General features: G+C 70.7%; 18 protein-coding genes. 10 read left to right on the top strand and 8 right to left on the bottom strand.

Going from position 1 to position 20560, the window contains the following annotated elements; translation table 11 throughout:
* The gene (locus tag ABKA17_RS25860; protein ID WP_353694608.1) at nt 1-1275 is read right to left on the bottom strand and encodes a TerD family protein; all 1275 of its coding nucleotides are present in this window, start codon (nt 1273-1275) and stop codon (nt 1-3) included.
* 158 nt (nt 1276-1433) lie between these two features.
* On the opposite strand from ABKA17_RS25860, the gene ABKA17_RS25865 reads away from it, so the two are divergent.
* Both ABKA17_RS25865 and ABKA17_RS25870 read left to right on the top strand, forming a co-directional pair.
* Nucleotides 1434-2207, top strand: coding sequence for an IclR family transcriptional regulator (locus tag ABKA17_RS25865; protein ID WP_353694609.1), 774 nt, complete (start codon nt 1434-1436; stop codon nt 2205-2207).
* Nucleotides 2204-3061, top strand: coding sequence for an SMP-30/gluconolactonase/LRE family protein (locus ABKA17_RS25870; protein ID WP_353694610.1), 858 nt, complete (start codon nt 2204-2206; stop codon nt 3059-3061). The genes ABKA17_RS25865 and ABKA17_RS25870 overlap by 4 nt, the downstream gene beginning before the upstream one ends.
* 4 nt (nt 3062-3065) lie before the next feature.
* Here the strand turns inward: ABKA17_RS25870 and ABKA17_RS25875 are convergent, their stop codons facing one another.
* Genes ABKA17_RS25875 through ABKA17_RS25885 form a run of 3 tightly spaced genes read right to left on the bottom strand, consistent with a single transcriptional unit; the run spans nt 3066 to nt 6308 of the window.
* The gene (locus ABKA17_RS25875) at nt 3066-4487 is read right to left on the bottom strand and encodes an FAD-dependent oxidoreductase (protein ID WP_353694611.1); all 1422 of its coding nucleotides are present in this window, start codon (nt 4485-4487) and stop codon (nt 3066-3068) included.
* Complete coding sequence (locus ABKA17_RS25880) at nt 4480-5712, bottom strand: MAB_1171c family putative transporter (protein WP_353694612.1); 1233 nt, start codon at nt 5710-5712, stop codon at nt 4480-4482. Before ABKA17_RS25880 ends, ABKA17_RS25875 begins: the two co-directional genes overlap by 8 nt.
* Nucleotides 5709-6308: a toxin-antitoxin system, toxin component family protein gene (locus ABKA17_RS25885; protein WP_353694613.1), complete on the bottom strand. Its 600-nt coding sequence runs from the start codon at nt 6306-6308 to the stop codon at nt 5709-5711. Before ABKA17_RS25885 ends, ABKA17_RS25880 begins: the two co-directional genes overlap by 4 nt.
* Nucleotides 6309-6554: 246 nt before the next feature.
* On the opposite strand from ABKA17_RS25885, the gene ABKA17_RS25890 reads away from it, so the two are divergent.
* The 5 genes from ABKA17_RS25890 (at nt 6555) to arfA (ending at nt 12253) form a co-directional block, all read left to right on the top strand.
* Nucleotides 6555-7904, top strand: coding sequence for an extracellular solute-binding protein (locus ABKA17_RS25890; RefSeq protein WP_353694614.1), 1350 nt, complete (start codon nt 6555-6557; stop codon nt 7902-7904).
* On the top strand, nt 7901-8839 hold the full coding sequence (locus ABKA17_RS25895) for a carbohydrate ABC transporter permease (RefSeq protein ID WP_353694615.1): 939 nt from the start codon (nt 7901-7903) through the stop codon (nt 8837-8839). Before ABKA17_RS25890 ends, ABKA17_RS25895 begins: the two co-directional genes overlap by 4 nt.
* The gene (locus ABKA17_RS25900; protein ID WP_353694616.1) at nt 8836-9693 is read left to right on the top strand and encodes a carbohydrate ABC transporter permease; all 858 of its coding nucleotides are present in this window, start codon (nt 8836-8838) and stop codon (nt 9691-9693) included. Before ABKA17_RS25895 ends, ABKA17_RS25900 begins: the two co-directional genes overlap by 4 nt.
* Nucleotides 9690-10661: an arabinan endo-1,5-alpha-L-arabinosidase gene (locus ABKA17_RS25905; RefSeq protein ID WP_353694617.1), complete on the top strand. Its 972-nt coding sequence runs from the start codon at nt 9690-9692 to the stop codon at nt 10659-10661. Before ABKA17_RS25900 ends, ABKA17_RS25905 begins: the two co-directional genes overlap by 4 nt.
* Nucleotides 10662-10741: 80 nt before the next feature.
* A complete protein-coding gene (arfA, locus tag ABKA17_RS25910) occupies nt 10742-12253 on the top strand; it encodes an arabinosylfuranosidase ArfA (protein WP_353694618.1) in 1512 nt (503 codons plus the stop codon).
* A gap of 7 nt (nt 12254-12260) precedes the next feature.
* On the opposite strand, the gene ABKA17_RS25915 is transcribed toward arfA, so the two are convergent.
* Both ABKA17_RS25915 and ABKA17_RS25920 read right to left on the bottom strand, forming a co-directional pair.
* Nucleotides 12261-13346, bottom strand: a complete 1086-nt coding sequence (locus ABKA17_RS25915) for an NHL repeat-containing protein (protein WP_353694619.1) — start codon at nt 13344-13346, stop codon at nt 12261-12263.
* A 61-nt stretch (nt 13347-13407) separates the two neighbouring features.
* A complete protein-coding gene (locus ABKA17_RS25920; RefSeq protein ID WP_353694620.1) occupies nt 13408-16239 on the bottom strand; it encodes a glycoside hydrolase family 35 protein in 2832 nt (943 codons plus the stop codon).
* A 93-nt stretch (nt 16240-16332) separates the two neighbouring features.
* Between ABKA17_RS25920 and ABKA17_RS25925 the strand changes: the two genes are divergently transcribed.
* A complete protein-coding gene (locus ABKA17_RS25925) occupies nt 16333-16791 on the top strand; it encodes an RrF2 family transcriptional regulator (protein WP_353694621.1) in 459 nt (152 codons plus the stop codon).
* Nucleotides 16792-16940: 149 nt separating this feature from the next.
* Complete coding sequence (locus ABKA17_RS25930; protein WP_353694622.1) at nt 16941-17849, top strand: sulfite exporter TauE/SafE family protein; 909 nt, start codon at nt 16941-16943, stop codon at nt 17847-17849.
* An 11-nt stretch (nt 17850-17860) separates the two neighbouring features.
* Here ABKA17_RS25930 and ABKA17_RS25935 read toward each other — a convergent pair whose 3' ends face one another.
* Nucleotides 17861-18724 (bottom strand): intradiol ring-cleavage dioxygenase, encoded by an 864-nt coding sequence (locus ABKA17_RS25935; protein ID WP_353694623.1) that lies wholly within the window; start codon nt 18722-18724, stop codon nt 17861-17863.
* A gap of 225 nt (nt 18725-18949) precedes the next feature.
* Here ABKA17_RS25935 and ABKA17_RS25940 point away from each other — a divergent pair, with 225 nt between their 5' ends.
* Nucleotides 18950-19600 (top strand): DUF4360 domain-containing protein, encoded by a 651-nt coding sequence (locus ABKA17_RS25940; RefSeq protein WP_353694624.1) that lies wholly within the window; start codon nt 18950-18952, stop codon nt 19598-19600.
* Between the two features lie 65 nt (nt 19601-19665).
* Here ABKA17_RS25940 and ABKA17_RS25945 read toward each other — a convergent pair whose 3' ends face one another.
* Nucleotides 19666-20433 carry an intradiol ring-cleavage dioxygenase gene (locus tag ABKA17_RS25945; protein WP_353694625.1) on the bottom strand — a complete coding sequence of 256 codons (768 nt, stop codon included), beginning with the start codon at nt 20431-20433 and terminating at the stop codon, nt 19666-19668.
* Nucleotides 20434-20560: the final 127 nt, after the last annotated feature.

Here is a 20560-nt window from a genome sequence, read left to right on the forward strand (position 1 = left end):
CTAGGAGCGGCGCTTGAACTCCACGGGGCCGGCGTTCATCTGGATCGTCCCGTCCATGTGCAGGAACGGGCGGCGTTCGGTCATGCGGCTGCTGTACGCCTCGACGTGGCGGATCGCCGCACCGTCGGGAGCGGTGAAGTCGACGAGGGCGATCGCCACCCAGAAACGGGTCGAGGTGTTCTCGAAGAGCGGCACGGTGACGTTGGACCCGCGTCCGTCGTCCACGACGACCTTGGCGCCGAAGCTCTTGAAGGAACCGAAGCCGTTGCTGACGGCGGAGTAGGCGCACAGCAGGACATAGCCCTGCTCGTCGGGTCGGACGATACGGACCGTCTCGCGGCCGGGGGTACGGGAGTCGCCGTCGAGTTGCACGTAGGGCGGCTCCTTCAGGGAGCCGAGGTTCTTGTAGTAGACGGCGTCCGAGTCCTTGGTGACGGGACCCTTCTTGATGAAAGTGCCCGGATCCAGCGGTCCGCGCTGGGCCTTCGAGGCGGGTACGAACAAGGCGTACAGGTCCAGGTCGGCGCCCTGGCGGCGCCGCTTGTCGCTGCCGCCGTCCCACTCCAGGGTCACGGTGACGACCAGCTCGCGGTCCGACTTGTCCAGACTGATCGACACCTGGCCGCCCTTGTCCAGGCTGACCTTGCCGAGCGGGGGCTTGACGAGACTGGTCGGTGCGGGTGCGGGTGCGGGTGCGGGTGCGGGTGCGGGTGCGGGTGCGGGTGCCGGTGCCTGTGCGGGCGGAGTCTCGGTCTCCGGCTCGGAAACGTCGATCCCGAAATCCGTGGCCAGCCCCGCCAGCCCCTCCGCGTACCCCTGCCCGATGGCCCGCAGCTTCCAGCCGTCGCCCCGCCGGTACAGCTCCATGAGGAGCACCGCGCGCTCGCCGTCGGTCAGTGCGGGCGCGTGGAAGACGACGGGCTCGCCACCGGCCTGATGGGCCCGCACGGTGACGTCCTTGACGTCACGGAAGGTACGGGCGGCGTTGTCGGGATCGCAGCTGGCGACCAGAACGACCCGGTCCACGTCGGCCGGCAACCCACCCGGCTCCACGACGACCCGCTCCGGCCCGGCCCCGTCCGCCCCCACATGCCGCACGGCCCCACCCTCGGCGACCGGCTGGTTGTAGAACACCAGATCCCCATCGGACCGCACCCGCCCGTCCGCCCCCACCAGCAGCGCACTCAGATCGACGGAATCCCCGACAGCATGCAGCTCGGCACTCAGAACCCCGGGCCCCACCACGGTGTTCCCGCCCTTGAGAAGCTCAGGCACAGCTACTCCCCCCAACGCTTTTGATTCACCCTGTCACACCGGGTATGCGCAGACCATTGCCCGGGGAAAGCCGAGTTGAGTAGCCTGTGTTCGTTATTCCGATCGGCTGTTGAAATTTCGAACACAGCCTCAAAGACATTCAAGGGAGGGGGCCGGACGTGGGACGTCTCGTACCTGCCGTGACCCGGGCTCTCGACATTCTCGAGCTCTTCCTCGACGGGGACGGCACGCTCTCCGCCCCCGACATCGTGCGCAAGCTCCAGCTGCCGCGCACGACCGTGCACGAGCTGGTGACCACGCTGGCGGCGCGGTCGTACATCGTGCCCGTGCCCGGTCAGCCGGGACGTTACCGGCTCGGGGTGCGGCCGTACCAGCTCGGGAGCCGGTACGCGGAGCAGCTCGACCTCGCCGCCGAGGGGCAGCAGGTCGCGCGGTCCGTCGCCGAGACCTGCGACGAGACGGTGCACGTGGCCATCCTCGAGGGTACCGACGTCATCTACATCGCCAAGGTGGACTCGACGCACGCGGTGCGCATGGTGTCCGCCGCCGGTCGCCGGCTCCCCGCTCACTGCACCTCCGTCGGCAAGATGCTGCTGGCCTCGCTCCCCGAGCCGGAGCTCTCCTCCCGGGTCCCGGACGGCGCCGAGCTGGTCGCGATGACACCGAACAGCATCACCGACCCGGTCGCCCTGCGCGAGGCCCTCGCCGAGATCCGTGAGCGCGGCCTCGCCGTGGAGCGCCGCGAGTCCAACCCGGACGTCTCCTGTGTCGCCGCCCCGGTCCGCGACCGCACCGGCCGGGTGGTGGCCGCGCTCTCGATCTCCGTGCCGATGATCCGCTGGAGCGACGACCGCCGCGAGGAGCTGGAGCAGCTCGCCGCCAAGGGCGCCGCCGAGCTCTCCGAGCGCCTCGGTCACCGGAGCGTGGCATGACCTCGAAGACGTACGCGTACGAGGTCGCCGTGCGCGCCGAAGCCGTTCTCGGTGAAGGGCCCACCTGGGACGCCGCCGCCGGCCGGCTGATCTGGCTCGACATCCTCGGCGCCCGCGTCAACACCTACGACCCCGTCTCCGGGCACCGCACGGTTCGCGTCACCGACCAGCACGTCGGCGCCGCCAAGCCGCGCGCCGGCGGCGGTCTTGTGCTCAACCTGCGCGACGGGGTGGCGCTGCTCGACGCGGACGACTCCTTCCGCTGGCTGCACCACGAGCCGGTCCCCGGCCGCCGTGCCAACGACGCCGCCGTCGCCCCCGACGGCTCCCTGTGGGCCGGCACCATGCGCTACGACGAGGCCCCCGGCGGCGGCACCCTGTCCCGGTTCACCGGCGACGGCTCGGCCGAGACCGTCCTCGACGACGTCGCGGTCAGCAACGGCACCGGCTGGAGCCCGGACGGGCGGCTCATGTACTACATCGACTCGCCCACCCGTCGTATCGACGTCTTCGACCACGACGGCCGGCACGTCACCGGTCGACGGGTCTTCGCCGAGATCGAGGAGGGCGCCGGCTTCCCCGACGGCCTCACCGTCGACGCCGACGGCTGTGTGTGGGTGGCGCTGTGGGACGGCGCGGCGGTACGGCGGTACACCCCGGACGGTGCGCTGGACCGGGTGATCAGCCTGCCCACGCCGAGGATCACGGCCTGCGCCTTCGGCGGCGCCGACCTGACCGACCTGTACATCACGACGGCACGGGTCGGCCTGGACGCCCCGCACCCGGTGGCAGGGTCGCTGCTGGTGGTACCGGGCGCGGGGAAGGGCTTGGCGCAGCCCGCGTTCGCCGGGTAGGCAGCTACCGCAGACCCGCCTTCTTCAACTCCTCGGCGGTCAGCGGCGGTTCGCTCAACGGGGGCTTCAACGGCCCCACCGCCGCCGCCAGCAGCACCGACGGACCCAGCAGCACCTCCGCCCGCCGCTCCAGCGACGTCACGTCGGTCACGCGGCGGGCGATCCGTCCGTTCCCGGTGGCGGTGTACATCAGCCGGTCCACGTACCCCGCCACCAGACGGTCCCGCAGCGTCGGCCCGTCCTCTGTGGCGCCCGGGTAGAACACGTCCTGGCCGATCGCCAGGTCCCAGGCCGCCCCGACCGGCCGGGCCACGGCCTTCTGCACCCGACGGGACAGCCCGGCCGCGCCCCAGCCGTGGCGCCGGGTCACCTCGCGCAGGATCAGCGCGCTCTGCGCCCCGACGGCCAGGCCGTGCCCGTACACCGGGTTGTACGCGGCCAGCGCGTCGCCCAGGACCATGAGGTTCTCGGGCCAGGCCGGCATCCGCTCGTAGAAGTGGCGCCGGTTGGCGGTGGTGCGGGTGAACACCACCTCCGACAGCGGCTCGGCCCGCTCGATCAGGTCACCGATGATCGGATGCCGCAGCTCCTCCCGGGCGAACCGGACGAAGTCGCCCCCGGAGGAGCCGGAAGAGTCGGACGCCGGGGGTTCGCCGCCCTTCGTGCCGCTGAGCGTCACGAGCCAGCGCCCGTCCTCGATCGGCAGCAGGACGCCCGCCCGGCCGGGACCGCCCGCGCGTGGGTCGATCTGCACGTTGACCACCGGGAAGCCGCCACGCGCCGGTTCGGGCGCGAGGAAGAGCCGGCTCGCGTACGCCAGACCCGCGTCGACCTCGCGCCGCACCGGCGCGGGCAGCCCGAGCTCGGTCAGCCGGCGGGGCGTCGAGGAGCCCCGGCCGGTGCAGTCCACCACGAGGCCGGCGTCGAGGGTGCGTTCGTGGCCGTCGGGCCCGCGCAGCCGGACCCCGGTGACCGCGTCGGCGTCGCCGAGCAGCCCCAGCGCCTCCGTACCGTCGAGGACCTCGATCCGCTCGTCGGCGAGGACGCGCGTACGGACCGTGGCGTCCAGCAGGTCCCGTCCGGCCAGGACGATGTGGTGCGACTCGGGCCAGCGGCGGAACCAGCCGCGCGCCGACAGGGCGACCATGTCCGTCGTGATCGGCGCCCGGCGCGCCCCGGCGGCGCGCAGTTCCTCGGTGATGCCGGGCAGCAGTTCCTCCATGGCCAGCACCCCGCCCGACCACAGCAGATGGACGTGGCGGGCCTGCGGCAGGCCCTTGCGGGGGGCGGGCCCGGCGGGCAGCTCGTCGCGCTCCACGACGACCACCCGGTCGGCGAGCGGGGCGAGGGCGGCTGCCGCGAGCATGCCGGTGTGGGACCCCCCGAGGACGATGGCGACTCTGGCGGGGGAGGGACGTTCAGTCATGCGTGGACATGCTCTCTGCCGGGACGGCCGCGCGGGCGCGTACCGCCGTGATCTCGTCGGGACTGCGCAGGGCGCCGGAGACGGCGTGGATCTCCTGCAGCAGGTAGGTGGTGTCGGGGGCCCCGGTGCCGTCGCCGTCCGGGACGCGCCGCCCGGTCTCGACGGCGTCGACGATGGTCGCGGCGACGGCGAGGGCCTGCGCCCGGCCGGGCTCGGTGCCGAGGTCGAGGGCGGCGTCGTGGGAGCGGCGGCGCAGGTCGTCGTCGAGATGGCGGGAGAGCTGGAGGAGCGCGTCGCGGATGTAGGTCTCGCGGCGGATCAGCCGGATCTCGGGCGCCGCCCGCAGCACGAACGGCTCGCGGCGGCCCGCGACGGTCCGCAGCAGCCGCGCCAGCGGCTTCAGGCTCCGGCGCCTGCGGCGGACCAGCAGGCGCTCCTGGAGGTACTGGCCGGCGTGCGGCACGATCACGCCGACCGCGACCATGGTGGCGCCGATACAGGCGGCGGAGGGCGCGATGTTGGTGTTGAGCCAGTCCAGGTCGTGCCCGGTCCAGCGGGCCACGATGGCGGTGAACTTGGCGGCGCTGAACAGCAGGTTGGTGACGTAGCCGACGGTCAGGAACCGCAGTCCCCAGCGCAGCCAGCCGTCGAGGCCGTCGGTGCGGATCCAGGTCCAGATGAGCCGGGCGGTGATCAGACAGGCCACCGTGTGCACGACCAGGTAGAGGAGGATCTCCTCCCGCATGAACGGCGTGGTGGCGTAGTAGGTGTCCAGGTCCTGGATCTGCTCGACCGGTACGTCGGCGAGGGCGAACAGCACCCACAGCGCGACCACCACGGTCGCGTAGACGGAGACCACCCAGCGGGTCGCGCGCCGGGTCTGCTCCCGGCGTTCGGTGTGGCCGTCGCGCCAGTGCACGACCAGCAGCAGCCAGGACGCGGAGAGCGCGGTGATCAGGGAGTAGACCCAGGGGGCGGCGATGTTCGGGACGCCGGTGACGCGGTTGGTCCAGGCGATGGTGCCCGGGGCCGCGAAGACGAACACCGAGCAGGCGAGCAGCAGCAGCCCGCCCACGGCGCGCAGCAGCGGGTCCCGCCACAGCTTGACGATGCTGGGCAGCTTGATCGCCAGGGCCGCGCCGAGGACGAGGCCCGGGAGCCAGAAGGAGATGTACAGGCCGGAGAGGAACTCGACCGGTCCTTCGGCCAGTTGCGGGTGTGTCACCGCGTTCTGCCTCCGCGTCCGCGATAGCCCAGGGACCGGTGGACCGGGTCGTGGGAGGCGCCGCCGGGCTCTGGGGACACCAGGGTCCGGAACGCGGCCGCCAGCCGGTGCCCGAAGTCGTCGGCCTCGGCCTCGTCCGTCTGCCGGGAGCCGTCGCGTGCCGCCACCGTGAGGGCCACGTCGTCCCAGCCGGGGCGCCCGGCGAAGGCGTGCGCGGCGGCCGTGCCGATGCCGTGGTGGTGCCGGTGCCCGGCGTTCAGGTGCCACAGCTCATGGCCGAGGATGACCAGTTGCTGCACCGCCTCGGCCCGCTCCTCGACGATGACCAGGTCGAAGTCCTGGAACTCCACCCACAGTCCGGTCACCTCGATCTCGTCGGGGAACCGCTCGAAGCGCAGCTCGACGGGGCGGCCGGCGCGGCGCGCGCTCATCTCCTCGCACAGCGCCCGGCACACCTCGCGCACCCCGGTCGGGGGAGTGGGTCTGGTGTGCAGCGCGGTGTCGAGTTCGGCGGCGAGGCGGCGCATCGCGGAGCCGGTTCTCGCGCGCCGCAGCGCCGCGGCGACCCGCCCCGCCCTCTGGCGCGCGATGTCCATCGAACCCCCCTCTCGCCGCCGCCCGGCGGCCCGTCCGAGCGTACGCGGCCGGAAGTGTCCACGTCATGCGATCCGGTGACCGTTCGTACAACTTCGTACAAGTGGGAGCGGGTGCTCGCGGTTCCGGGAATCCTGTCCGGACCATTGACTAGAAAGCGCTTCCTATCTACGGTCCCGTTCGAAGATACGGGCGTCTTTCGAAATATCGAACCAACCGAACCTCTTCTCCGACTGTAAGGGCAGGCAATGGGACGACCTGACCTGAATCGCAGGCAACTGCTCGCCGCCGCGGGCGGGTTGGCCGTGGCCGGCAGCTTCGGCTTCGCCGCGCTCGGGACCGGCGCCGACGCGCTCGCCGCCGGCGCGGACACCAGAGTGCGTTACTGGAACCTCTTCAGCGGCGGCGACGGCGCCAACATGATCGCGATGCTGGACGCCTTCCGCGCCGAACACCCCGACATCGCCGTCAAGGACTCCACGCTCCAGTGGGGCAACCCCTTCTACACCAAGCTCGCCATGGCCGCCGCGGGCAACCGCGCCCCCGAACTCGGCGTGATGCACATGGGCCGGGTCACCGGCTTCTCACCCGGCCGCCTCCTCGACCCCTGGGACGTCGACCTGCTCGCCCGGTACGGCGTACGGGAGGCGGACTTCAACCCCGCCCTGTGGCGGCGCGGCGTCATCGACGGCAAGCTCTACGCCCTCCCCCTCGACATCCACGTCCAGCTCTGCTTCTACCGCAAGGACGTCCTGAAGAAGGCGGACCTCCTCGGCGACGACGGCCGGCTGATCCCGGTCTCCTCCACCACCGAGTGGTTCGACGTCCTGAAGAAGGCCAGGGCGGTCCAGAAGAAGGGGCTCCAGACCATCGGTCTGTGGACCAACGACCAGAACTTCCAGTGGTGGTTCTTCGTCGCCTTCTACACCCAGCTCGGCGGCCGCTGGTTCGACGACAAAGACACCGAGGTCCTCTTCGACGAGGACAAGGCCACCCAGGTCCTGGAGTTCCTCCGGCAGCACGTCACCGACGGATACGTCATCCCCGGCGCCCCGACCGGCGAGCAGTTCATCAACGGCGCCCCCTTCACCTGGGAGGGCAACTGGTCGGTGCCGGTCTTCTCCGGCGCGAAGCTGGACTACGGCGCGACCCCGCTGCCGCCCGTCTTCGGCGAGCCCGCCACCCACGCCGAGTCGCACGCCTTCGTCCTGCCCCACCAGTCCGGCCGCGGCGGCGCGACGAACGAGGGCGCGCACGAACTGGCGGCATACGTCGTCAAGCACGCCCAGCAGTGGGCGGCCGGCGGCCACATCCCCGCCTACACACCGACCCTCTCCACCCCCGCGTACCGGAAGCTCACCCCGCAGAACGAGTACGTCAGCGCCATGGACCACCAGGCCACCGAGCCGAAGGTGTGGTTCGCGGGCTCCACCGGCGTCCTCGCCCAGGACCTCGGCCCGGTCGTCGTCTCCTCCACGATGGGCTCCGCGAAGCCCGCCTCCGTGGCGCGGACGATGAAGAGCCGTCTCACCAAGCTCCTCGCCTCCAAGAACCCGATGGACGGCAGGACCGCCGCGCAGGGAGGTGCCGTCGCATGACGACCAGTGCCCACACCGTCGCCGCACCGGCGCGCGCCAGGACCGCCACCGCGGTCGCGACCGTCCGCCGCAAGCAGGGCTTCCAGCACGGCGGCTGGTTCGTGGCCCCCTTCCTCCTGCTCTTCGCCCTGTTCGTGATCTGGCCGCTGCTGCGCGGCGTCTACCTCAGCTTCACCGACGCCAACATCTCCGGCGAGGGCGCGAGTTTCATCGGCTTCGACAACTACCGCGAGGCCTTCCACGACCAGATGATGTGGGACGCGCTCGGCCACAGCGCGTACTTCACCCTGCTCGTCGTGCCCTGCATCACGGTCCTGGCCTTCCTCCTGGCGATGCTCGCCCACCACATCGAGCACGGGAAGTGGCTGTGGCGGCTGTGCTTCTTCGCCCCCTTCCTGCTCCCCTCGACCGTCGCCGCCAACATGTGGCAGTGGCTGTTCACCCAGGGCATCGGCCTGTTCAACGAGACCTTCGGCCTCGACACCCCCTGGCTGACCGACAAGTCGTACGCCATGCTCGCCATCGTCATCCAGACCCTGTGGTGGACGGTCGGCTTCAGCTTCCTGCTCTATCTCGCCGCCCTCCAGGGCATCCCCGGCCACCTCTACGAGGCCGCCAAGCTCGACGGCGCGAACGCCTGGCACCGCATGGTCCACATCACCCTGCCGATGCTGCGCAACATCACCGGCCTGGTGATCGCGCTCCAGATCCTCGCCTCGCTCCAACTCTTCGACCAGGCCGTCGTGATGATGGACTTCAGCCCCGGACCGGAGCTCTCGACCCGCTCGTTCGTCCAGTACACCCTCGAACAGGGCTTCACCAGCTACCGCGTGGGCTACGCCTCCGCGATGTCCGTCATCTTCTTCGTGATCATCGCAGTCGTCGCCCTCGCGCGGATGTGGCTGCTGCGCACCCGTGAGGAGGGCGCCCGATGAGCGGCACACCGGTAAGGCTCAAGCCCCGCAGTTCCTGGACCCCCAGCCAGATCGTGCTCACCCTGATCGGCGTGGCCGTCTCCGCCGTCTTCGTGGCGCCCATCGCCGCCGCCCTGTTCACCTCGTTCAAGTCCGAGGCCGAGGCGGCCGAGATCCCGCCGCACTGGCTGCCGGAGCTCTGGACGGTCCAGGCGTGGAAGTCGCTGTGGGAGACCGGCAACGTCACCAACTGGTTCGTCAACTCCCTCGTGGTGTCCATCTGCGTCACCGCCGTCGTGCTCACCGTGGCGGCCCTCGCCGGATACGGCTTCGCCCGCACCGAGTTCCGGGGCAAGAGCGTCCTGATGGGCGTCGTGATGGCGGGCCTGATGATCTCCCCGGCGGTGCTCGGCGTCCCGCTGTTCACCACGGTCCAGCAGATGGGGATGGTCGACACGTACTGGGGCATGATCCTGCCGCAGTGCGCCCCCTCCGCGATGGTCTACATCCTCTACAAGTTCTTCCAGGGCATCCCGCGCGAGCTGGAGGAGGCCGCGTTCATCGACGGCGCCGGCCGCTGGCGGGTCTTCTTCACGATCGTCGTCCCCCTCGCGCGCCCCTCCCTCGCGGCCGTCGGCATCTTCACCTTCATCGCCTCGTGGAACAACTTCCTGTGGCCGTACATGGTGACCAACAACCCCGACCTGATGACCATGCCCAACGGCATCGCGACCGTCATGAACTCCTACGGCATCCAGTGGGCCCAGCTCATGGCCGGCGGCCTGATGGCGGGCCTGCCCCTGATCGTCGTCTTCGTCTTCTTCCAACGGCAGATCGTGGCGGGCGTCGCCCACACGGGATTGGCGGGACAGTGACCCTGCGCAGAACCCTCACCGCCCTGGCCGCCACGGCCGTCCTGACCCTGCTCCCCAACTCGGCCCAGGCAGCCGGGACTTACCCCGACCCCCGCCCGATCACCGGCCAGCAGATCATCCACGACCCGACCGTCATCCACCTCAAGTCCGGCCGCTACGCCGCCTACTCGACCGGCGGCATCATCGGCGCCCGCCTCTCCAAGGACGGCAAGCAGTGGGACGACGCGGGCAACGCCTTCGCGACGCCCCCGAGTTGGTGGTACGAGTACAACGACACCGGCGACCCCTGGGCCCCCGACATCTCCTACCGCTCGGGCCGGTACTGGCTCTACTACGCCGTCTCGTCCTGGGGCACCAACCACTCCGCGATCGGCGTGGCCACCTCCCCCTCCGGCCTCCCCGGCACCTGGACCGACCACGGCAAGGTCTTCACCTCCGAACGCACCGACACCTGGAACGCCATCGACCCCGCCATCGTCAAGGCCGACGGCAAGCTCTGGATGTCCTTCGGCTCCTACTGGACCGGCATCCGCATGGTCGAGCTGGACACGAGAACGGGCAAGGCGAAGGAGGGCGCCACCGTCCACCACCTGGCGACCCGCCCGGACGCCCCGTACGCGGTCGAAGGCCCGTACATCGTCAAGCACGGCCGCCACTACTACCTCTTCGCGTCGTACGACGCCTGCTGCTCCGGCGTGAACTCCACGTACAAGATCAAGGTAGGCAGATCCACAACGATCACCGGCCCCTACATCGACAGCACGGGCAAGCCGCTGCTGGAGGGCGGCGGCGACCTCTTGCTGGAGGGCCACGGCAGGTATGTGGGCACGGGCGGCCAGTCGGTCTTCAGGGACCGGGGCCAAGATTGGCTGGCGTACCACTACTACGACACGAAGGACAGCGGCACCCCAAAGCTGGGCCTGAACAGGCTCAGCTGGACAAAGAACGGCTGGCCGAGAGTCTTTTAGGGGCGCGGGGAACTGCGCGACCAGCCACAACGAGCCCGCAGCCGCCAATGAGTCAGAACCACCCTCTTGGGAAGGCAAAAATGAGCACTGCCCGCTTCACCCTGGACCCGGCCTTCACCGTCGGCGAAGTCAACCCCCGCCTCTTCGGATCGTTCGTAGAACACCTCGGCCGCTGCGTCTACACCGGCATCTTCGAACCGGGCCACCCCACCGCGGACGAGGACGGCATCCGAACCGACGTCCTGGAGCTCGTCCGCGAACTCGGCGCCACCGCCATCCGCTACCCGGGCGGCAACTTCGTATCGGGGTACAAGTGGGAGGACTCGGTAGGCCCGAAGGACGACCGCCCTCGACGCCTCGACCTCGCTTGGCGCTCCACCGAGACCAACCAGTTCGGCCTCTCCGAGTACATCGCCTTCCTGAAGAAGATCGGCCCCCAGGCCGAGCCGATGATGGCCCTCAACCTCGGCACCCGGGGCGTCGCCGAGGCCCTCGAACTCCAGGAGTACGCCAACCACCCGGAGGGCACCGCGCTCTCCGACCTCCGCGCCGCCCACGGCGACAAGGACCCCTTCGGCATCAACGTCTGGTGCCTCGGCAACGAGATGGACGGCCCCTGGCAGACCGGCCACAAGACGGCGACGGAGTACGGCCGGATCGCCGCCGAGACGGCCCGCGCGATGCGCCAGATCGACCCGGGCGTCGAACTCGTCGCCTGCGGTTCCTCCAGCCAGTCCATGCCGACCTTCGCCGCCTGGGAGGCGACGGTCCTGGAGGAGACGTACGACCTCGTCGACTACATCTCCCTGCACGCCTACTACCAGCCCGTGAACGGCGACCTCGACTCCTTCCTCGCCTCCGCGGTCGACATGGAGTCGTTCATCGAGAACGTGGTCGCCACCGCCGACCACATCGGCGCGAAGCTCAAGTCGAAGAAGAAGATCAACCTCTCCTTCGACGAGTGGAACGTCTGGTACATCTCGGAGTGGCACGAGATCGAGAACTCCGGCGCGCGGGACTGGGCCGAGGCCCCCCGTCTGCTGGAGGACAACTACAGCGTCATGGACGCGGTCGTCTTCGGCTCGCTGCTCATCGCGCTGCTGCGGCACGCCGACCGCGTCACCGTCGCCTGTCTCGCCCAGCTCGTCAACGTCATCGCGCCGATCATGACCGAGCCGGGCGGCCCGGCCTGGCGGCAGACGACCTTCTTCCCGTTCGCCCAGGCCTCCCGGTACGGCCGCGGCGAGGTCCTGGACGTCCGGGTCGACTCCCCGACGTACGAGACGAAGAAGTACGGCGAGGCCGACCTGCTGCACGCCACCGCGGTGCGCGGCGAGGACGGCTCGGTCACGGTCTTCGCGGTCAACCGCAGCCGGACCGAGCAACTGCCCCTCGAAGTCGCCCTGAACGGCCTGGATCTGACGTCCGTCGTCGAGCACAGCGCCCTCGCCGACGCCGACCCGGACGCCCGCAACACCCTCGCCGAGCCCGAGCGGGTCGCCCCGCACGCGGTCGAGGGCACCGCCTTGACCGACGGCGCCCTGACCGCCGTACTGGAACCGCTGTCGTGGAACGTGATCCGGCTGGCGTAGCGGGACCTCAGCGCTCGATGCGCACCTGTGCGGGCGGATACGGGGACGAGGAGTCCGTACCGACGGCCCAGTAGCCGCCCGCCGCACCGGGAACCGCCGCGAGTGCGCTGATCAGGACGGGAGTTGTGGAGAGCGGGCCCCGTTCGCTCACCCAACTCCCGTCCGACCAGCGGAGGTGGTGCGCGCGGGTCTGGTCCCAGAAGTCCCAGCCCGCGATGCGGTCGGGCGCGCCCTGGCCGTCTCCGACGATCGCGGTGAGCATGCCGACGGTGAACGGGGTGGTGGCGTAGCTCCACGCGCCGCCGTCCCAGTGCCGCAGGGTGACGCTCGGCGGCTTGCCCGGCGGGCCGCCGACACCGTAGTCGTAGCCGGTCAGCCAGACGTCGTCGTCGGCGACCGGGAGCAGCCCGGTGACGTACGGGCGCAGGCCCGCCGGTGCGGGCAGCTCGGTCCAGGTCTCGCCGTCCCAGCGGGCCACGAGCGCGGCGTCGTACACCCAGACCTTGCCGTCGGGGGCGACGCACAGGCCCGCCGGTGCGCTCGTGGGCGGAGTCGGGGGCGGGGTCGGCCAGTCCCAGCCGTCGTCCGTGCCGTCGCCGCTCAGCAGTACGCAGCCGTCGCTGTTGCGGCCCGACAGCCAGACGCGGCCGTCGGCGTCCAGTGCCACGCCGGTGAGGGACGTGCCGTACGCCATCCGTCCGGCGAAGTCGGACTCCTGCCAGGTCACCCCGTCCCAGCGCAACAGACGTGCGACGCCCGCCTTGTCGGTGCCCACGGCCCACGCGGCGCCCTGCGAACCGGCCACCGAGCGCAGGTACCCGCCGCTCCAGCCGAGGTGGGTGAGATCCAGCCGGTTCCATGCGGCGCCGTCCCAGACCAGGGCCAGCGGTGTGCCGCGGGTGCTGCCGTTGCGGCCCTCCTCGCCCACGGCCCAGGCGAGGTCGGGTCCCGCGGCCGCGACGCCGAGGAGCTGGGCGGCCGGGCCGCACGCCGGGGCGGGGACGGTCTGCCAGTCGTGCGGGCCGGCGACCCGCGGGCCCACGACCGGTGGTGCGGCCCGCGTGGCTCCGCTGCTCTCCGGGGCGATGCTCATCGCCGCCCCGGCGCCGAGTAACCCGCCTATGAAACGCCGTCTTCGCACAGGTTTCCCCTCCTCACAGGTTGCGCACGGTCACCCCGCCCGTCGCCGCACCCAGCAGCGTCAGTCGTACGTCCTTCGGGCCCGCTTCCGTGGTGCCGTCCGAAAGGACCGCCAGGGCAAGGGTGTTGGCACCCCGCGTGCGCAGGATGCCGTTCGGCAGGACGAAGGCGTGCTGCGGGCCGACGTCGTTGACGTACTGCCCCATGTTCCAGCCGTTGAGGAAGATGTCCACCCGGTAGGCGCGTTCCGGATCGTCGTCGAGGGTGAGGGCGATCGAGGCGTCGGTGCCGGGATCGACGGACAGCCGGAACGTGGTGCGGTACCACGTCACCCCCTGGCGGCGGTCCCCACGCGGCGATTCCACGGACTCCCAGTCGCCGTCGTCGAAGCCGGGCAGATGCCAGCCCTCCCGCTCCCCGTGCAGGCCACCGTTGTTCAGCGCGCCGCGCACCGGATCGGGCTCCGCCGCGCCCTGGATCCGCCAACTCGCCTTCGGGGACGCCCCCTTGAAGGTGACCCCGGTCAGACCACGAGCCGCCTTGTGGGTGTCGCGGGCCTCACCGTCCTGGTCGTGCGCCATCCGCCGGACGAGGACGGACAGCACGTGCGGGTCCGCCTTCTCCGCGCTGGCCTCCGACTCGTCCTGCGACTCCTCCGCCCACTTCTCGCGGAGCTTGTCCGGGATGTCGAGGACCGCCGTGTCCGTCCAAGTGCCCTGCCGGGCCGTCTCCTTGTCCGGCACCGGCATCCGGTGGGTGCCCAGCGGCTTCCCGTCCAGCCAGGCCATCAGCAGGCCCTGGGTGCCGGTGCTGTAGGCGAGGGACACCGACTCGGCGCCCTCCAGGTCCGTCAGGCGGGCGCGGTACCAGACGTCGCCGTAGTGGAAGCCGTAGTCGTCCGCGAAGAGCACGGGCTGCTTCCTGGGGACCGGGGTGGTGCTGAACGAGCGCTTCTTGTCGGCCCGTTGCCATGCCGAGTCGTCGAAGTCCGGTGCGGACTCGGGGTTCCCGGTGCGTCGACGCCAGCCCTTGTCCAGCGCGGGCAGCGGTACCGGGCCCTGCCCGGCCAGCGGCGCGAGCGCGAGGAGGCTGTTGGTGGCGCTGATCCGGGAGGGCACCGGGCGTCCGTTCCACGTGACCTGACCGATACCGCGCGGGCCCCACACCTCCAGACCGGTCACCTTGGTCGTGTCGCCGGTGACATGGACCGCGGAGCCCTCCAGGGTGACGTCCCGCACCAGCGAGGGGCCGTACACCAGGACCGTCCCGGACGGCGTCTCGTGCGGCCACAGCCGCAGCGCGGTCGCGTCGTCGGCGAACAGCAGCATCAGCGGGCGGCCGGAGCCGCCGTTCTCGACCTTCACCCGGGCCAGTTCGCCGACGCCGAGCGGACAGGTCACCCGCAGCAGGCCACGGTCGTAGATCCACGCCGGTTCCATGTCGAGGCGGGTCGCGGTCGGCTCCTCCGGGCACTCCAGGACGACCTGGGCCATGTCGCCGTACCGCCCGGAGAAGACGGCGATGTCCTGCCGCCCGGCGGAGACGAACATCGCGAGCTGGGCGGTGGCGTACCGCAACTTCCGGCCACCGAGCTTCAGTTCGGTGGTGAGCAGCCGCGTGTCTCCGGCCGGGACGGTCACGGGCACCTCGATGCCGGCGGCCGGCAGCGGGGTGGAGACGTCCTCGGTGGAGTCGTTGCGCACGACGTAGACATGCGAGCCGGTGTCGCGGTTGGTCAGGTGGTGGACCTGGAGCCGGTCGTCGGGCGACGGCACGTCCTTGGCCCGGTCCAGCTTCGCGAAGTCCGGGATCTGCCGCAGCAGATGACCGAGCTGCATCGGGGCGAGCCCGGCCGTCTGCCGGCGCCCCTCGTCGAAGGCCGCCCCGTAGTCGTAGGACGTGTAGACCTGCGGCGCGGGCAGCCAGCCCCAGGAGGTGCCGCCGAACGCCATGCGGTCGTCGTGCAGCGTGATCCCGGCGGCCAGGTCGGCGAGGTGGAGGCTCCGCTCGTACGCCGCGTCCCGGGTCCGCCGCACCTCCTCGTACCCCTTGCCGTCGAACGGCGCCCCGCCCCACGGGATCCCCGCGGTGTCCGCGGCCGTGAAGGAGTCCGCCACCAGGCGGCCGGCCCGCCCCCGGCCGTGCGGGAGGAGCGGGACGACGATGCCGTCCGCCCGTGCCCTGGCGCGCAGATGGGACAGGTAGGCGCCGTCGACGCCGCTCTCGAGCTGGTAGAGCAGGACGGTGCCGGTGCCCTTGGTGTACTGGTGGCGGGCGGCGATCGTGTTCACCCGCGTCAGCCACTCGTCGGCGTGCGACAGATAGGTCGGGTCGGTCGTGCGGGCCCGGCCCTCGGTCGCCGTCAGCCAGCCGGGGAGACCGCCCGCGTCGAGCTCGGCGTCGAGGTACGGGCCCGGGCGCAGGATCACGTACAGGCCGGTCTCGGCGGCCGTGCGCAGGAACAGGTCCAGGTCGCGGACACCGGTGAAGTCGTAGCTGCCGGGCGCGGGGGAGTGGACGTTCCAGGCGACGGAGGCGCTCACCGCGTTGTAGCCGTGCGCGCGCATCTTCTGCAGCACGTCCCGCCACAGCGACGGGCTCGGCAGCCGGAACGGGTGCATCTCGCCGGACCACAGGACCAGTCGGCGGCCGTCGACCAGCAGCGAGTAGCGGTCGAAGCCGACGGTGTGCGCCTCGCCGTCCGCGGCGGGCGGGCTCGGCGGAGGCCCCGTGGGCGTGAGCCCGGGCGCGGCGGAGGACGGCAGGGCGCCGCCACTGCCGGTCAGCGCCAGGCCGAGCGCGGTCGTGCCGGCCAGGGCGCTGAATGTACGTCTGCTGAGCTCCACGCGAGCGTCGCCTCCTGTTGTGCCTGCGTTTCCCGGGACGCGAGTGAGGGACCATTCTCCACGCCGTACGGGACACACCTCACAATGGGATGCATGAGGATCTCGGCACGGGCGGACTACGCGGTGAGAGCGGTACTGGAGCTCGCCGTGCGACAGGGTGAGGGCTCGGTCAAGGCGGAGGCCATCGCCGCCGCCCAGGACATCCCGCACAAGTTCCTGGAAGGGATCCTCGGCGACCTGCGGCGCGGCGGTGTCGTCGACAGCCGGCGCGGTGGCAACGGCGGTTACCGGCTGGCCCGCGACGCGGCCGAGATCACGGTCGCCGACGTGATCAGGGCCGTGGACGGCCCGATCGTCTCGGTCCGGGGCGAACGCCCCAACCAGCTCTCCTACACCGGCTCGGCCGAGCCGTTGCTGCCCCTGTGGATCGCGCTGCGCGCCAACGTCCGCCGCATCCTCGAGGGCGTGACCATCGCCGACATCGCGGCGGACGCCCTTCCGGAACCGGTCCAGGCACTGGCCGCGGAACCGGCCGCGTGGCAGAACCCCTAGACGATCCGCTAGCGACGCCCTGCAAGGCTGTCTGTGAACGTCCTCATTCGGGTCTAAGACTCCGCTCAGCTTGACGCCCTACCGTCACCTCCCGTTCATCCCTACCTTCCCGGTGGGAAAACCCGGAGACGACGGACGGGACCTCCTGCATGCGCACGCTGACACTGCTCGCCCTCGCGGGCCTGGGCGCCCAGCTCGTGGACGGCAGCCTCGGCATGGCCTACGGCGTCACTTCCACGACCCTGCTGCTGGCCATGGGTACGAATCCGGCCGCGGCCTCCGCGACCGTCCATCTCGCCGAGATCGGTACGACGCTGATGTCCGGCGCCTCCCACTGGCGCTTCGGCAACGTCGACTGGAAGGTCGTCGTCAGGATCGGCGTCCCCGGCGCGATCGGCTCGTTCCTCGGCGCGACGGTCCTGTCGTCGCTGTCGACGGAGCTCGCCGAGCCGGTGATGTCCCTGATCCTGCTCGGCCTCGGCCTGTACGTCATGTCCCGCTTCACCTTCCGGGGCCTGCCCGAGGGCCGGCTCGGCAAGCCGCTGCGCAAGCGGTTCCTGTCCCCGCTCGGGCTGGTCGCCGGGTTCCTCGACGCGACCGGCGGGGGCGGCTGGGGGCCGGTCGGCACGCCCGCGCTGCTGGCCAGTGGTCGGCTGGAGCCGCGCAAGGTGATCGGCTCGATCGACACCAGCGAGTTCCTGGTAGCCGTCGCCGCCAGCCTCGGCTTCCTGCTCTCCCTCGGCTCCCAGGGCCTCGACTGGACCTGGGTCCTCGCCTTCCTGCTCGGCGGCCTGGTCGCCGCCCCGATCGCGGCCTGGCTGGTCCGACTGGTGCCGCCGCGTGTCCTGGGCTCCGCGGTCGGCGGCGTCATCATCGTCACCAACGTCCGTACGCTGCTGAAGAGCGACTGGATCGGGGCGGGCGGTGGAGTGAGCGCTGTGGTGTACGTCGTCCTCTACGCGGTGTGGGCCGCCGCCCTGGCGTACTCGATCTGCGCCTACCGTCAGGAGAGGGCCGCGGAGACCGAGCACGCCGAGCGGCAGCCCGTCAGCGCCTGATCACCCGTGGGTCAGTCGCTGTTGACGCCCACGGTCAGGGTCGCCGTGTAGCCGTCGGACACGCTGGAGCCCAGCGCGGTCAGGGTGAGCAGGCCCGAGGAGGCGCCGCCGTCGTCGTAGATGGAGTCGTTCTCCAGCAGGGTCTCCTGGGTGGTGTTCGCCGAGTAGGGCGAGGTCGCCTGGATCTCGGTGTTGATGTCGGGGTCGAAGAAGAGCTGACCGGTGTGGATGATCTCGCCGCCGGTGTACGAGTCGTCGGTGAGCGTGACGTCCGTGTGCACCCGCATATGGACGTGCACGGCGCGGGAGACGTAGTGCCCCGGCCAGATGGAGACGATGTCGCACTCGCCGTTCGCGTCGGTCATCTGACCGCCGCGCAGGAAGGTGCCGTTGTCCTCCTCGTCGTGGCCGTTGCCGCCCACGAAGCCGGAGTACTCGCCGAGGTGGTCGCAGTGCCAGATCTCGACGAGGGCGTCGGCCAGCGGGGCACAGTCGTTCGCCAGGTCGACGACCGTGAAGGTGTACCGGACCTCGAAGCCCTCCTTGTCCTCCCGGATGTCCTCGCGGACGAGGGCGCCTTCCAAGGAGTACGGACCCTCGGTGACCTCGGCGTTCAGCACGCAGACGCCGCTGCTCGCCGAGGTGGAGGCCGCGGTGGAGGCGGTGGTGGTGGCGGTGGTGGTGGCTGCGTTCGTGGGTTTGCCGCCCTTGCCGGGGTCGGCGGAGGCGATGCCCGCGACCGCGAGACCGCCGGCCACGGCGACACCGCTGCCGCCGATGAGTACGCGACGCCGCTTGACGCTCTTGTCCAGGCGGTGCCGACCGGTTTCCTGCTGCTCGTCGTGCTCGCTGTGGTGCTCGTTGTTTCCCGTCATGCCGAGCGAAGTTAGAGACGTATCTGAAGAACTCCTTGATGTGCGGCTGTGAATGACCTGGGGACGGATTCGTCAACGGCCGCCTATTTCACGAGAGTTCAGACACTGTGAAGAACCTGTGAAAACCGCACCTGTGAATGGCTTGAGTTCATCCTGACCGCGAGGTGTGTCTCTCCCTACGGTCCGGGGTGCAACATCCACCCCCCAATTCATCAGGGAGAGACCATGGCTGGTGGACTCCTGCTGGGCGGCGCGCTCGCCGCTCTGCTCACCACCGCACTGCCCGCACAGGGCCCGTCCGACGCGTTCGACGACCCGCCGCCGGACAAGATCATCATCAAGGTCGCCACGGTGAACGGCTCGGGATGCCCGGCCGGAACGACCGCGGTCGCCGTCTCCGAGGACAACACGGCGTTCACGGTGACGTACAGCGACTACCTCGCCCAGGCGGGCGGCGGCTCGGACCCGACCGCCTTCCGCAAGAACTGCCAGCTCAACCTGGTCGTCCATGTCCCGCAGGGCTTCACGTACGCCATCGCCGACGCGGACTACCGGGGCTTCGCCGCGCTCCAGCCTGGAGCGAGCGCCACCCAGAGAGCCTCGTACTACTTCCAGGGCTCGTCGCAGACCGCGTTCAAGAGCCACCCCTTCAGCGGCCCGCTCAACGACAACTGGCAGGCCACCGACAGCACCGAATGGGCTCAACTGGTCTGGGCGCCCTGCGGTGTTCAGCGCAACTTCAACATCAACACCGAGATCCGGGTCAACGCGGGGACGACGTCCGCGAACAAGGTGAGCTTCATGACCATGGACTCGACGGACGGTGACATCAGCACGATCTACCACATGGCGTGGAAGGAGTGTCCGGAGTCGTAGGGAGCGCGCTCTCCGGGCCCCGCTGCCGGCGGCGGGACCCGGAGAGGCTCAGGTCCGGGCGGGCGTCAGCGTTCGACGCCGAGGGTGAGCGTGCCGGTGTAACCGGCGGAGGGGCTGCTGCCCAGGGCGGTGAGGGTCAGCAGGCCGGAGGAGGCGCCCGCGTCGTCGTAGATGGAGTCCTGGGCGAGGGTGGTGCGGGTGACGGTGTTCGCCGAGTAGGGCGAGAGCGCGCCGACTCTCGCGGTGACCGTCTCGTCGAAGAAGAGCTGCCCGGTGTGGAGTTCGGCGCCGCCGGTGAAGGAGCCGTCGGAGGTGAGCGTGACGCCGGTGTGGACCTTGACGTGGATGTGGACGCACCGGCCGCGGTACCAACCGGGGTAGACGGTGGTGATGTTGGCGACGCCGCTTGCGTTGGTGAGGACGCCGCCACGCAGGAAGGTGCCGTTGTCGGGCTCGTTGTGGCCGTTGTTGCCGACGTAGCCGGAGTACTCGCCGAGGGCGTCGGAGTGCCAGATCTCCACCAGCGCGTTGGGGATCACGGCGCAGGTGTCGTCGTCGACGACGGTGAGCGCGAGGTTGAGCCGGAACCCGGTCTTGTCCTCGCGGATGTCGGTACGGACGAGCGCGCCGTCCAGGTAGTAGGGCCCTTCGGTCATCTCCTTCGTGAGCGTGCAGACGGCCGCGGCGGCGACGGGAGCGGTGTTGGTCGCGTCGGTCGTGGAGGCTTCGGGCGCGGCGGCGCCCACGGCGACCGCCGCGGCGGTGGCGCCGGTGGCGATCAGTACGGTGCGTCGCCCGATCGGGGTGGGGGTTGCTTCCGAAGTGTCTGTCATGAACACGGCACCGTAGGAAGGGTTGCTGTCGGTGGGCTGTCAGTTCGGCAAAGTGAGAGGGCGTCAAGTTTCTTGCGGGACAGGATGCCGACAGGGGGTCGACGGGTGTGGTTCGATGCACCGATCG

The organism is Streptomyces sp. RG80, from assembly GCF_040446465.1.
Classification (GTDB): domain Bacteria; phylum Actinomycetota; class Actinomycetes; order Streptomycetales; family Streptomycetaceae; genus Streptomyces.

What these genes read in the sequence shown, in the direction of transcription:
- ABKA17_RS25870 (WP_353694610.1), top strand. Translation starts at nt 2,204, where the DNA reads ATGACCTCGAAGACGTACGCGTACGAGGTCGCCGTGCGCGCCGAAGCC.
- ABKA17_RS25875 (WP_353694611.1), bottom strand. Translation starts at nt 4,487, where the DNA reads ATGACTGAACGTCCCTCCCCCGCCAGAGTCGCCATCGTCCTCGGGGGG.
- ABKA17_RS25885 (WP_353694613.1), bottom strand. Translation starts at nt 6,308, where the DNA reads ATGGACATCGCGCGCCAGAGGGCGGGGCGGGTCGCCGCGGCGCTGCGG.
- ABKA17_RS25890 (WP_353694614.1), top strand. Translation starts at nt 6,555, where the DNA reads ATGGGACGACCTGACCTGAATCGCAGGCAACTGCTCGCCGCCGCGGGC.
- ABKA17_RS25895 (WP_353694615.1), top strand. Translation starts at nt 7,901, where the DNA reads ATGACGACCAGTGCCCACACCGTCGCCGCACCGGCGCGCGCCAGGACC.
- ABKA17_RS25900 (WP_353694616.1), top strand. Translation starts at nt 8,836, where the DNA reads ATGAGCGGCACACCGGTAAGGCTCAAGCCCCGCAGTTCCTGGACCCCC.
- arfA (WP_353694618.1), top strand. Translation starts at nt 10,742, where the DNA reads ATGAGCACTGCCCGCTTCACCCTGGACCCGGCCTTCACCGTCGGCGAA.
- ABKA17_RS25915 (WP_353694619.1), bottom strand. Translation starts at nt 13,346, where the DNA reads ATGAGCATCGCCCCGGAGAGCAGCGGAGCCACGCGGGCCGCACCACCG.
- ABKA17_RS25925 (WP_353694621.1), top strand. Translation starts at nt 16,333, where the DNA reads ATGAGGATCTCGGCACGGGCGGACTACGCGGTGAGAGCGGTACTGGAG.
- ABKA17_RS25930 (WP_353694622.1), top strand. Translation starts at nt 16,941, where the DNA reads ATGCGCACGCTGACACTGCTCGCCCTCGCGGGCCTGGGCGCCCAGCTC.
- ABKA17_RS25935 (WP_353694623.1), bottom strand. Translation starts at nt 18,724, where the DNA reads ATGACGGGAAACAACGAGCACCACAGCGAGCACGACGAGCAGCAGGAA.
- ABKA17_RS25940 (WP_353694624.1), top strand. Translation starts at nt 18,950, where the DNA reads ATGGCTGGTGGACTCCTGCTGGGCGGCGCGCTCGCCGCTCTGCTCACC.
- ABKA17_RS25945 (WP_353694625.1), bottom strand. Translation starts at nt 20,433, where the DNA reads ATGACAGACACTTCGGAAGCAACCCCCACCCCGATCGGGCGACGCACC.